The 12,842-nt window shown below is 45.4% G+C and carries 11 protein-coding genes; 2 read left to right on the top strand and 9 right to left on the bottom strand.

The window, feature by feature from the left end; translation table 11 throughout:
- Window position 1: 1 nt before the first annotated feature.
- The 9 genes from rlmD to djlA all read right to left on the bottom strand — a co-directional run bounded on the left by rlmD (window position 2) and on the right by djlA (window position 8,838).
- Window positions 2–1,462, bottom strand: coding sequence for a 23S rRNA (uracil(1939)-C(5))-methyltransferase RlmD (gene rlmD, locus MHN00_RS02380; RefSeq protein WP_239300127.1), 1,461 nt, complete (start codon window positions 1,460–1,462; stop codon window positions 2–4).
- A gap of 102 nt (window positions 1,463–1,564) precedes the next feature.
- Entirely contained in the window at window positions 1,565–1,945 is a 381-nt protein-coding gene (gene acpS / locus MHN00_RS02385; RefSeq protein WP_075175998.1) for a holo-ACP synthase, read from the bottom strand.
- 27 nt (window positions 1,946–1,972) lie between these two features.
- Window positions 1,973–2,710 (bottom strand): pyridoxine 5'-phosphate synthase, encoded by a 738-nt coding sequence (gene pdxJ, locus MHN00_RS02390; protein ID WP_239300129.1) that lies wholly within the window; start codon window positions 2,708–2,710, stop codon window positions 1,973–1,975.
- Window positions 2,711–2,875: 165 nt separating this feature from the next.
- On the bottom strand, window positions 2,876–3,589 hold the full coding sequence (recO, locus tag MHN00_RS02395; protein WP_239300131.1) for a DNA repair protein RecO: 714 nt from the start codon (window positions 3,587–3,589) through the stop codon (window positions 2,876–2,878).
- Between the two features lie 55 nt (window positions 3,590–3,644).
- The gene (locus MHN00_RS02400; protein WP_014997360.1) at window positions 3,645–3,926 is read right to left on the bottom strand and encodes a hypothetical protein; all 282 of its coding nucleotides are present in this window, start codon (window positions 3,924–3,926) and stop codon (window positions 3,645–3,647) included.
- 78 nt (window positions 3,927–4,004) lie between these two features.
- Window positions 4,005–5,726 (bottom strand): single-stranded-DNA-specific exonuclease RecJ, encoded by a 1,722-nt coding sequence (gene recJ, locus MHN00_RS02405; RefSeq protein WP_239300133.1) that lies wholly within the window; start codon window positions 5,724–5,726, stop codon window positions 4,005–4,007.
- Between the two features lie 243 nt (window positions 5,727–5,969).
- On the bottom strand, window positions 5,970–6,692 hold the full coding sequence (gene dsbC / locus MHN00_RS02410) for a bifunctional protein-disulfide isomerase/oxidoreductase DsbC (RefSeq protein WP_014948313.1): 723 nt from the start codon (window positions 6,690–6,692) through the stop codon (window positions 5,970–5,972).
- Window positions 6,693–7,050: 358 nt separating this feature from the next.
- Window positions 7,051–7,977, bottom strand: coding sequence for a site-specific tyrosine recombinase XerD (gene xerD / locus MHN00_RS02415; RefSeq protein ID WP_239244994.1), 927 nt, complete (start codon window positions 7,975–7,977; stop codon window positions 7,051–7,053).
- Window positions 7,978–8,838, bottom strand: coding sequence for a co-chaperone DjlA (gene djlA / locus MHN00_RS02420; RefSeq protein WP_156077916.1), 861 nt, complete (start codon window positions 8,836–8,838; stop codon window positions 7,978–7,980).
- A 407-nt stretch (window positions 8,839–9,245) separates the two neighbouring features.
- Between djlA and lptD the strand changes: the two genes are divergently transcribed.
- Window positions 9,246–11,498 (top strand): LPS assembly protein LptD, encoded by a 2,253-nt coding sequence (lptD, locus tag MHN00_RS02425; RefSeq protein ID WP_239300135.1) that lies wholly within the window; start codon window positions 9,246–9,248, stop codon window positions 11,496–11,498.
- Window positions 11,499–11,526: 28 nt separating this feature from the next.
- Entirely contained in the window at window positions 11,527–12,840 is a 1,314-nt protein-coding gene (surA, locus tag MHN00_RS02430; protein WP_268746292.1) for a peptidylprolyl isomerase SurA, read from the top strand.
- The last annotated feature ends 2 nt before the right edge of the window (window positions 12,841–12,842 follow it).

Raw genomic sequence — 12,842 nt, forward strand, 5'->3', positions numbered from 1 at the left:
GTTACTGCTGCTTTCGCGTAAACAAGGCCATCATTTCCATGTGATGGGTGAAGGGGAACATTTCTGCTACGCCCGCTTTTTCCATTTCATAACCTCCGTCTATCAACACCTTCGCGTCTCTAGAAAACGTACTTGGGTTGCAAGAAACATACACTATCGTTTTTGGTAGTGCTTTTACAAGCGCATGACAAACGGTCAACGCCCCTTCTCTTGAGGGGTCTAGTAGTACCTTATCAAAGCCCAGCTGTAATGAAGCCTCGACGTTGGTCTTATCAGCCAAATCTAAATGCAGCCACTCTACATTTTCAATGCCCTGTTGCTGTGCATTGTCTTTGGCGCGGCGCACCATCTCTGCCACACCTTCTACCGCCTGAACCTCTGCACCTAACTTAGCAATAGGTAAAGTAAAATTGCCCAGCCCGCTAAACCAATCAGCAATACGCTCGTTGGGCTTTGGGTTTAGCCAACCTAGTGCCTGATTAATCATTTTTTCGTTAACCGCTTTATTTATTTGAACAAAATCGTTGGCACTGGGTGAAATTGAGCAGCCACTTACCGTGTTCATCACCATATCAGTACCACGACCCACACTGCGAATTTGCCCCTGCTTATTTTCAAGCTTTAATTCAATACCGTAGTCACCAACCGATGAACTCGTGTTCACCAATTCGCTCACTGCATCAATCAGCTCAGCTTCAAGGGCTTTGGTGTGTTTAATAACAAGGTGCGAGGTGTTATCGCCAGCAATAAGGCTGATATGCCCAATATGACGCGCTGACTCGAACCCTGAAAGCGCATCCCGTAAAGGACCAATAAGTTTAGATAGCGGGTCAACCAGTATTGGGCAGGTTTCTACATTGATAACGTTACTGCTATTTGCTTCACGGAAGCCCAACTTAATTTGATTGGGGTTGCGGGCATCTATAGCCAGCCTTGCTTTTCTGCGATATTGAGGGCGCGGCCCTGCTAAAGGTGCTTGCCAAACGTCTGGCTTCATCGCAAGGTGACGTTCCATCATCACTTTAAGAGCACGGTCACGTTGCACAAGGGCAGCGTCGGGCTTTATGTGCTGTAGCTGACACCCACCACATACATCAAACACAGGGCAAAAAGGCGCTTGTCTTTCATCACTTGGCGAATGAATATTTGTCGCCTTGGCATTAATGACTTTCTTTTTGCTAGATAGCACCTCTATGTCGCAGGTTTCTCCTACAAGGGCACCTTCAACAAATACCATCGGATTGCCGCGCACTACGCCATTGCCCATCCAGTCTAAATCTTCAATGGTGACCGTGTTAGGCTTTTGACTTTCACTGGTATCCGCTGCATTTTTGCTTTTCCCAAATCGAAGTCCTGCGACCTGCGCGTTGGCTCTGGCATTCCCTTTTTTTGAAGCGCCACGCTCAGTAAGCGACGTTTTGCCTTTTTGCTTGCTGCGAGATTGTTTAAAAAGGTTTGCCAAGTGTGACTCCGATTACTTGCTTTACGTGGTTTGATGTTAGTAGAGGTTTCTGCACGCGCTTACTAAATAGAAGCCGCCTAATTAGGTTTGGGGCCTGTTGTTCTATTCAGACTCTAGTATAACGGTGGCGACAGCATAATGCTGCTCATCTGAAATACTGATCACGCTTCGCGTGATACCTCGGTTTTTGCATATTGCAGCAAACTCACCGGAAAAATGGAGCTCTGGCGCGCCTAAATCATTATTGCGCACTTCTACATGCTGCCAGCTGATCCCGTTTCCAATTCCAGTACCAAGGGCTTTTACTGCAGCTTCCTTGGCGGCAAAACGCTTGGCCAAGAAGCGAACTGGCGTACCGTGTTCGCTGAACTGCTGCCACTCGGCAGGCGTAAGTACTCGCTTGGCTAAGCGTTCATTAGCGCCATCGCCTTTACCAAGTCGCGCTATCTCTACAATGTCAGTACCTAGCCCTGCAATCGCCACGTTATCTACACCCTTTTGAATCTAAGGTTAAATGCCTGCTCGTGCTTCTAGCATGAGTTTACGCATATCAGCTACAGCCGTATGAAGGCCATCAAACGCGGCGCGAGCAATGATAGCGTGGCCAATATTAAGTTCGATTAACTGAGGGATAGCCGCAATAGGCTTAACATTGTGATAGTGCAAGCCATGACCGGCATTCACTTTAAGCCCTAAGCTATCGGCGTACTCGATACCTTCAACTAAACGCGCTAGCTCTTTATGCTGCTCTTCTTCGCTGGTGGCTTCTGCATATTGGCCTGTATGAATTTCGATGTAAGGAGCGTTACATGCTGCTGCCGCGTCAATTTGCGCTTTGTCTGCATCAATGAACAACGACACCAAAATGTTCGCATTAGCGAGTCGCTCGCACGCCGCTTTGATGTTTTCAAAATTCCCTGCCACATCAAGACCACCTTCGGTAGTCAGCTCTTCGCGCTTTTCAGGTACTAAGCAACAAAAAACAGGCTTCACTTCTTCGGCAATTGCCAGCATTTCATCGGTTACCGCCATTTCCAAATTAAGTCGGGTATTAATGGTTTGCGCTAAAATGCGTACATCGCGGTCTTTAATGTGACGGCGGTCTTCACGCAAATGAACCGTAATGCCGTCTGCACCTGCACGCTCGGCAATATCCGCTGCGTGCACTGGATCTGGGTAATGCGTACCGCGCGCATTGCGTAGTGTTGCAATATGGTCGATGTTAACGCCTAATAAAATCATGCTCATTTCACCACCTAGCCTGTAAGAGCGATAGAAGAGGTCTGCTCTTCCTGTTTAATACGTTGCTTTAAGGGTAAAAATACCCTTTTAAGGAAAGTCGCAATTGTAGCAAATTTTTTTGTAGAACGTGCTTATTAAGCGTTTGAGTTAAGAGAAAATAATTTAATGCTATTACCGCGGCTTGGGCATAAAAAGCTCGCGGCTTTTAAGTGGCTTGTCACCAATTAGCGGTTTCAGCAAGTCCCGGCAAAGCACCTTAGCCACCTTTTTACTGAGCGGCGTAAATTCCCCCTGTGACAAGCTAAGCAGCGCTTGTCCGGGAAAGCCTCGCATACCGCGGGTCCCCGTCATATCGTCAGGCAGGCGCACAAAGCCCGCGTCTATCTGAAAGTGGTAGCTACCACTTTCTTCTATAGGCATTTCGTATTCGACGTCGGTAGTAAAATCGGGCAACAGCCCCATTTCATCAAGTAGTGCAAATTCGAACTGGCGTAAGGTCACTTCTATGTCGCACTCATCGCGAAGAGATAACAACGCATTTTCATAAGCGTTGTGAACGCCATCGCTAGCAAGCCCCGCCGGCATAACGCGATTAGTTAGTTCGTTAACGTACATGGCGCAAAATAACGCCGTTCCCACAAGATTGATGGAGGGTGAAACACTTTCAACGTGACGTAAATTTTTTAACTCTGACTTTCCGCTTAACTGTAAGCGAAGATGCTGAAAAGGTTGAAGCAGGCTTTTCTTATCTGATTTGCTGTTTTTTACCCCTTTCGCCACCGCACTAACACGCCCTTCTTCCAGGGTAAAAAAGTCAACAATATAGCTGGTCTCCCTGTAAGGGCGTCTATGCAGTACATAGGCATTTAACCATTCATTATTCATTGTTGTTCACTGTGTTTTGATTGTGGCCAAAGTGTTACCGCTGGTAACGTTAATATTAGCTGCGTTTAATTCTCACCACTTTCATGGTTTCAAACTCAATGCCAGCCACCTCTTCAACGTGGCGATAATAGGTTACGTTTACCCGCGCGCCTTTTAAACTTTGGTATTGCTGTTTACGTCGGTAGATAAAAGGGACATCAATGCCTTCTAGCATAATGGTGTGGCGTACCCAATCGCTGTCTTTCTCTTCCCGCTGAACGTGGGAAATCACTTTAGCATTGTCGGTTTGATTCAGCTGACTATGCTTTTCCACCAGCTTTTGTCTTTCGCTTTTCACCTTTGCCTCTTCTTTCCTACTTTGCGCTTATCGTTTGTTAGGTTTATTGGCTTTTTTCTGCGTGTGAGCTTACTTCTGCTAACGCGCTTCTATTTGCTCCACAATAAGCTGCACGGTTTCCTGGCCGCGAAACACATTGATATCAAGTCGATAGGCAATATGTACACGCTTAACCATGGCATTCGGCCATGAATGCAAATCAACGTTAAACGCAATAGCGTCGACCTCATTAGCGCCGTCACTTTTTAACACCATTTTCAGGTGCTTTTGGCCAACTAAGCGTTGGTCAAGTAGTGCAAATTCACCATCGAATAGTGGTGATTCAAAACCCTGTCCAAACGGACCTGCTTGACGCAATAAATGAGCAAAGGGTAAACACAGCTCTTTCGACGACAAGTCCCCGTCGGAAAGTAAAGCATGATTCCCATCAAGCTTTGCCATGTGCGCACGTGCAGTATCAACAAAAGCACGCTCGAAGTCTTGTAGCTTAGCTACGGGCAAGCTCAATCCAGCAGCCATGGCATGCCCGCCAAATTTCTCGATAACGCCAGGGTAGCGTGTATTGACTTCATCAAGTACATCGCGAATGTGCACGCCAGGAATAGAGCGCGCAGAACCTTTAATGATCTCGTCGTCTTGATGGGCAAAAGCGATAACAGGCTTAAGATACTTCTCTTTCAAACGCCCTGCCACAATACCAATAACCCCTTGGTGGAAGTCTTCGCGATAAACCACCAGTGCGCTTGGCATATCGCCTTCATCCAGCGCCATTTGCTCTAGCACGCTTTCCGCTTGCGCTTTCATGCCGGTCTCAATTTCACGGCGTTCCTTGTTAAGCGCATCGAGTTCCGCAGCGATCATACGCGCTTGAATGGTTTCATCTTCTAACAAGCACGCGATGCCTTGGGACATGTCGTCTAATCTACCTGCAGCATTAAGCCTTGGCCCAACCACAAAGCCTAAGTCAGTTGAGGTTAAGTGGGCACAATCGCGATTCGCTACTTCGACCAATGCTTTAATGCCAGGTCGACACTTACCCGCCCGAATCCGCTGAAGGCCTTGATGAACTAAAATTCGGTTGTTTTTATCAAGCACTACTACATCGGCCACGGTGCCAACCGCAACAATATCAAGTAGCGACGCTAGGTTTGGTGGCGCTACTCCCGCTTTTTCGAAATGCCCTTGCTGCTGTAATTCGGCTTTAAGTGCTAGCATGATGTAAAAGGCAACGCCAACCCCAGCCAAATTTTTAGAAGGGAATTCACAGCCAGGTTGGTTAGGATTTACTATCGCATCAGCGGGAGGTAGCACGTCACCTGGCAAATGGTGATCGGTAACAACAACCTGCATACCCAACGACTTTGCATGGGTTACACCGTCAATACAGGAAATGCCATTGTCCACTGTAACAATAACCTCTGCCCTCTGTTTGGCAGCTTCATCCACGATAGGCACGCTAAGTCCGTAACCAAAGTCAAAACGGTTAGGTACAAGAAAATCAACGTTTTGATAGCCCATGGCTCGAAGCGCCAATATACATACCGATGTACTGGTTGCTCCGTCGGCATCAAAATCGCCCACAATAATAATACGTTTATTTTGTACAACAGCATCAGCGAGAATTTGCGCGGCCTGCGGCATGCCCTTCAAAACATTGAAGTGTGTTAGTCCTTTTAGACCATTCTCCAAGTCATCTAAATTCGCAATATTACGACCGCGATAAATTCTATCGATAACAGGATGTAAGTCGGAACTAAGCGAGGCGCCGGTAACCTCACGGCGAACAATAGGCAAAATCATGAAATACCACTAACCAATACTGTAAATGCAGTTGTCGATGCCAGTTCAAATAGGCTTTAAATAAAAAAACTGGAGTCGGGACACTTGATAATTAGTGCAGATTCCAAGTAAACGCCCGTGTGAACTGCAAAGCAAAACTGTACGAAAAAACGCTAGAAAATATGAGGACGAATCATACCGCAGAAAACAAAAAAACGCACAAAGCGTGCGTTTTTATCATATTTAAGGTTAAGGACTGAATGGCTATTCAGCTTCCTCCAATGCTTTAGCAAGCAACGCAGCTGGCTGATAACCAGGAATCAATGAACCGTCTGGCAGTACGATATTTGGCGTGCCATTCACGCCTAATTTTTGACCTAACATGTACTGCTCTGCCACTTTATTTTTACAGCTTGCGCTAGCTACGTCGTTACCCGCTTTAGCTTTAGTTAACGCTTTTTGCGGGTCTTTCGCACACCACACCGACACCATATCGTTGTAGTTTTCACTGTTTAATCCAGAACGTGGAAACGCAAGGTAGTGTACGGTGATGCCCGCATCGTTGAGTTCATCAATCTCGTTGTGAAATTTACGGCAATAGCCACACGTAATATCAGTAAATACGCTTATTTCATGCTTTTCGTTTTTGGCCTTAAACGTAATAGACGATGATTCCATCTCTTTTACGCCTTCTTTGCGCAGCCCAGAAAGTGCCAGCTCTGTTTCGTTACGCATCTCTTCATCAATGTTAAAAACACGAGCCTGAAGCAGATACTGCCCGTTTTCACTTACGTAAAATAAACCGCGGTTTGTTGATACCTGAACCAGCCCTGATACTGGAGAGTCAGCAATAGTTTCTACATCTAACCCTAGCATTGAGGTTAATTTATCACGGATAGCCGCTTCATCAGCCGCTTGCGCACTAAGCCCTAATAGAGAACCTGCCGCAACTACACTGGCTAACAATACTTTCTTTACTGCTTTCACTAAATACTCTCCATTTTGCCATTTAAGTTCTCTTGTACTTATTGGCTTAACATGCAACTGCTTGAATCGGTATCTTCCATTTAAAGCAATTGCTAAAAATTTTTACATTCATAACGTTCAGACCGTAAAACTTAGCAAAAAATTGCACGTTAAACGCTAATTTTCTTTTAACCTCGGTACATTTAACGTCAACATTTAAACTCAGCCGCGTTAAAGCACTAACGGAAAATGTATGTTCTAAACGTTTTGCATGGCTCGTATCCTACCATAGACCTTTTTATTTTATATACGTCGTCACTGAGCCTCGTCGTACACAGCCCCCAATTTATAGCATTCTTTATTTGTATATTTAGCCAATTTAGCCACGTGGGTGATGACTGTGGATTAAAGTTTGAAGTCGCTCTGTCGCTACATGGGTGTATATTTGAGTCGTTGACAAATCGCTGTGCCCCAATAGCATTTGTACAACGCGTAAATCAGCACCGTGATTCAAAAGGTGTGTCGCAAAGGCATGGCGCAACGTGTGAGGAGAAAGGTGCTGCTCAATTCCCGCTTTCACCGCATAGTATTTAATGCGATGCCAAAATGTTTGACGCGTCATTTTCTGTCCACGCTTGCTCAGAAATACCACATCAGAAGCTTTACTGGCGAGTATCGGTCTTGCTGTTTTAATATAGGTCAGCAGCCATTCTATTGCATCTTCACCAAGGGGCACTAAGCGCTCTTTATTCCCTTTACCCACAACCCTAACTACGCCTTGCTGAAGGCTTATTTGATCCATTGTTAACCCAATAAGCTCACTTACACGAAGGCCGGTCGCGTAAAGCACTTCAAGCATGCTCTTGTCCCGACATTCAATAGGGTCGTCGGTAAGGGGGGAATTTAGCAAATCTTCAACTTGTTGCTCACTGAGTGAAGAAGGCAAAGCTTTGGGTGTTTTCGGATTAGACAGCGCGGAAACTGGGCTATCAACACGAACCTGCTTACTAATTAGGAATACGAAAAACGCCCGGATAGCGCTAAGCGCACGTTGCGTGCTACGTGTGGACAGCCCCTTGTCGTGACGATAGGCTAAATAGTCCTGAAGCTGCTCAGTGGTCAGCACAGCGATATCTTTTACGCCTTGATTGTTGCTGAAGATAGCAAGCTTAGTAAGGTCGGTGCGATAGCTCTGCTGAGTATGATCGGACAGTCCTTTCTCAAGCCAAAGCATCTCGATAAAACCATCGATATGCGCCTGACTCGCTGCAGGCACATAAGTTAACTCACGTTGAGTTTTTGCCATCTAAAAGCCACGCTTTTGCTTAATCAGCTCGTAGGCTGATTGAATATCTTGCGCTTTCTTTTTCGCAATTTCCATTGCCTGTTCAGGTAGCCCTTTAGACACCAGCTTATCGGGGTGATGCTCAGACATGCGCTTCCTGTAGGCACGCTTTATTGTCTTTTCATCGTCGGATGCCGTCACACCTAATATGTGATAGGCATCATCTAAACTTTGCTGTTCTGAATAGGCTGATTGGCTGTGCTGACGTTGACCTGAATGAGTGCGTTGTCCTGAGCCAGAGTTAGACCGCTGCCTAAAGCGTATTTCAGCTTCATACATTGAAATTAGATAATCTAAATCACGACGCCTAAAGCCTAGTGGCTTCGCTACTTTTTCAAGTACGTTGTATTCTTCCTGTGAAAGCTGACCGTCGGCGAAAGCGGCTTGAATAAGAATCTCTAAGAATACTTGAAGAATATCCCGTCTACCGTGGCTGGCGTCATAAAAACCTTTCAACGTATCGACTAAAGGAAAGTCTCGCGCTTTGCCTTCTCTAAATGCATCCTGAGCTTCACGACGGGCATCCCCAGTTAAACGCATCTCGTCCATTAATGCTGTGGCGATTTGAATTTCTCTGTCCGTTACTTTGCCGTCAGACTTAGCAAGATGGCCTAACGCACTAAACAAACTATGAAAGAAAATAGCTTGCTGCTTCAGATTGTCCTGATCGGTAAAAAAGCGCCCAAAGCCGCCTAGCTGATTGAAGTCTTGGCGATAGGCTTTATCAAAAAAGTGCCCGACTAACAGCCCTAAGATCGCCCCAGGTATTTTAAGAAACATAAAGCCGAACAAGGCGCCGAGGATTTTTCCCCAAATTGACATCGCGTCATACTCCGTTGGTGCACTGTTTAGAAAGTTGATGTTACTGTAGTGAAATCACGCCGTGCAGAGCGCGTTATACCAATCATCATATCAAATACATAAGTTAATTAACTAGGGCTTGTGCAGCTTGAAATCAAGCTTACTGCCACTAATTGCCTCCGTCTTTGATGTGTTGTGCATATAAAAGTGCATTTTTTTGTCTGAATGGTTGGTAATTACGACAGAAGTGCTTAGAATTGAGCGCTTATATGAATAGTAATAGCGAGTGAAAGCTACATTAACTCTTTGCCAAGAAGTAATGTGCATTATCACTGTTTTTTTAAACGTTATGTCGAACTAACCGAGACGGACGTCGTCTTACTTGGGTTTAAAAGCAACATACAACAAAACAGGCCGCCCATTAACGCATGAAAAACACCTGCGCCATGCTTGTTTCCGCGACTCTTTTGCCTACAGTCGCGTTTGCACAGGAAACGACAGCTTCAAATTCTAAATCAACGTCAGATGCAGCCCCTCTTGCATTCTGCTCAGTCGAACCTGTTACTTTCAGTAGCCAGGCATTAATGCCCAAAGGCCACGTTAAAGTTGAAGCTAACCGTACTGAAATTATCCAAGATACCGTAGCGCTGTTTTCTGGTAATGTTGATATCACGTCAGATACTGCGGTAATTAGTGCATCTCAAGCACAAATTAACGGAAGTGGCAGAGACCTTATTGCGAAAGGCGACGTAACGTATCAAGACTCGCAGCTTAAAGTAGAAAGTGATGCTGTGACCCTTCGCTCTGAAGAAGAGCGCTTAGAAATGCAAAATACCCGCTATCAGCTGACGGGTTTTGTGGGTCAAGGAGCCGCAAAAGATATTGTATTAGATACAGACACGGGAATTGTGCTCAAAGAAGTTAGCTTCACTACGTGTCCTGAAGGCGATGAAGACTGGCTAATACGCGCCAGTGAAATTAGTTTGGAAAAAGGGACCGTATGGGGCCAAGCCAAACACACACGCTTCTACATTGCCGATGTTCCAGTGTTTTATTTACCGTATTTTGCGTTCCCTGTTAGCAACGAGCGCCAAACGGGCTTATTGTTTCCAGAGTTAACCAGTTCAAGCAGAACGGGCGTCGACTATACGCAGCCTTTTTACTGGAATATTGCCCCCAACTATGACATGACCATCTCACCGCGATTGATGACCCTTCGCGGTCTTCAGCTGAATACTGAGTTCCGTTATCTAACGGAGCGTAGCCAAGGCAAAGCGTACGTGGAGTACTTGCCGAGCGACTCAGATATTAGTGGGAACCCTGACCGATATTTTTATCGCTTGGAGCATCAAGGGCTTATAGCTGACAACTGGTTACTAAACGTTGATTTCAACGGATTAAGTGACGACAACTATTTAGTTGATCTTGGTTCAGATTATTACAGTCGCGCTGACACCCACCTATATCGTAGCGTTGGATTAAGTTACTACTCGCAAAATCTATCCGTAAATATGCAGATAAAAGATTTTGAAGTACTGGGTAATACTGCAGATAGCTATCGCGCCGTACCTGAGATCAAAATCAACTACAACAAAGCGTTAGGTGAATATCTAGAGTTCAACCTAGACTCAGAAGTCGCACACTTTGACAATACTCTCGATACCGCTCCAACGGCTACTCGTTTTCACGTTGCACCTACTTTAGCGGTGCCGCTTCGCGCAGCATGGGGTGAACTTGTCGCAGAAACCACGCTTTTTCAAACGGTTTATCAACAAGACAATGTTGAAGGAACTGACTTAAAAGAAGATGTTGAACGCACATTAGGACAAGCTCGCCTTTATGGCGCGTTATATTTTGAAAGGGATACATCGTGGTTCAGCGACGATATGTCGATGACTTTAGAGCCAAAGATTCAATATCTTTATACATCGTATGAAGACCAAACTGCGATTGGATTCTATGACTCAACGCCGCTGTTAACCGACGTTGAAGGATTGTTTAGAGGTCAGGAATTTACTGGCCTTGATAGGATAAGCGATAACAACCAAATCACCCTTGGCGCGACCACACGCATGTTGGATAAAAACAATCGGGAACAATTTGTTCTTAGTGTGGGTCAAATATTCTATCTTGAAGATAACAAAGTCATTGCGGCAACCAAGAATCAAGATCGTTCAGCGCTCGCCGCTGAAGTGGATTGGCGCTTTAATAAAAACTGGTTCTTCCATTCTGATGTGCAAGTGACCACTGACACAGACAAAGTTGACTTAAGCAGTGTGGGTATTGAATACCGCAAAGATGATTCGCGCTTTATTCAATTAAGTCATCGCTATGTTCGCGATCTCAGTGGTGAAACCATAGATCAAATTGGTATTTCGGCAAGCTGGCCTATTTCTGAAAATTGGCAGTGGGTTGGCCGTACTTACCGAGATCTTGAACGCAATAGAAGTGTAGAAACCTATGCAGGTATCCAGTATGAGTCATGCTGTTGGGCGGTGCGATTAGTTGCGCAGCGCAGTCTGAACAACCGTTACAATGCTAGCGGCGAACAGACAACAGACGATTTTGATTCTGGAATATCGCTACAATTTATTTTCAAAGGCATCGGGTCATCTGGTACCCAAAGAAGCATGCTTCAAGACGGTATGTTTGGCTATCGTCAGCCTTATAGTTTAAATTAACCCGCAGTTGAGCGCTTACAGCGCTTAAATGCAATCAACCAATAATAAAAGAGTGTGTATGAAGTTCATTATCCGTGCATTGATGTTAGGTGCCCTACTCTCGTTTAACAGTGTTGCGCAAGAGGTCATGCTTGACCGCGTGGCTGTAATTGTTGACCAAGGCGTAATACTTGAAAGTGAAATCGATGCGCTAATACAAGACGTTAAACGCAACGCAGAAGCGAATAATCAACAACTACCGTCAGATCGTGCGCTTCGTACACAGGCTATTGAGCGCTTGATCTCAAAAAGTCTTCAACTACAAATGGCAGAGCGTATGGGTATTCGTATCAGCGACCCACAGCTAGAGCAAACCATTAGTAATATTGCAGCGAATCAAAATGCAACAATTGAAGAGCTACGTACTCAGTTGGCAGCAGAAGGTATTGCATACGATGATTACCGCGAAGACATTCGCGAAGAAGTTATCATGGGTGAAGTTCGCCGCGCTAATGTACGTCGCCGTGTCTATATTACACCTCAAGAAATCGACACCTTGATTGACCTGATGGAACAGCAAGGTGCTGAGCAAGCTGAATACCGCTTAGGTCACATTCTTATTGGTTTCCCGCCAGAGCCTACAGATGAAGATATTCAATCGGCACGTGAGCGTGCAGACAAAGTCATTTCACTATTAGAGTCAGGATCTGATTTTGCTAAAATCGCCATTGCGTCATCATCAGGTAACGAAGCGCTCGAAGGCGGTGACATGGGCTGGCTTAACATTAACGCCATGCCGACGCTTTTTGCTGAAGCTATTCAAAACAAAGACAAAGATGCTCTTGTTGGTCCTATTCGAAGCGGTGCAGGCTTTCATATCCTAAAAGTATTAGATACGCGCGGTATTGAGAAAGTCACGGTGGAAGAAGTAAACTCTCGCCACATTCTTGTTAAGCCGTCAATCATTCTTAGCGAAGACAAAGCTAAAGCCATGCTAAACCGCTTCAAGGAAGAGGTGAAAAATGGTGAAGCTGATTTTGCAGAGCTAGCTAAAGAGCATTCAGAAGATCCTGGTTCAGCCCTTCGCGGTGGCGAGCTTGGCTGGTCGGATCCAAATAATTACGTGCCTGAGTTTAAAGACGCACTTGCACAGCTTCAGCCTGGAGAATTTAGTGATCCTGTGCGTACTGTTCACGGCTGGCATTTAATTCAGCTTATTGAACGTCGTATTGACGACGCTACCGATAAGCGCAAAGAAGATAAAGCTTACCAGCTTATCTTCAACCGTAAATTTTCAGAGGAAACCGAGAACTGGTTACGTGAGATGCGTGATGCCGCTTACGTAGAAGTTGTCGACTCGTAACA

The organism is Alteromonas sp. Cnat2-8, from assembly GCF_022348355.1.
Lineage (GTDB): Bacteria > Pseudomonadota > Gammaproteobacteria > Enterobacterales > Alteromonadaceae > Alteromonas > Alteromonas macleodii.

Coding starts and splice junctions, on each gene's coding strand:
- pdxJ (WP_239300129.1), bottom strand. CDS start 2,710: ATGAGCATGATTTTATTAGGCGTTAACATCGACCATATTGCAACACTA.
- recO (WP_239300131.1), bottom strand. CDS start 3,589: ATGAATAATGAATGGTTAAATGCCTATGTACTGCATAGACGCCCTTAC.
- recJ (WP_239300133.1), bottom strand. CDS start 5,726: ATGATTTTGCCTATTGTTCGCCGTGAGGTTACCGGCGCCTCGCTTAGT.
- xerD (WP_239244994.1), bottom strand. CDS start 7,977: ATGGCAAAAACTCAACGTGAGTTAACTTATGTGCCTGCAGCGAGTCAG.
- djlA (WP_156077916.1), bottom strand. CDS start 8,838: ATGTCAATTTGGGGAAAAATCCTCGGCGCCTTGTTCGGCTTTATGTTT.
- lptD (WP_239300135.1), top strand. CDS start 9,246: ATGAAAAACACCTGCGCCATGCTTGTTTCCGCGACTCTTTTGCCTACA.
- surA (WP_268746292.1), top strand. CDS start 11,527: ATGCAATCAACCAATAATAAAAGAGTGTGTATGAAGTTCATTATCCGT.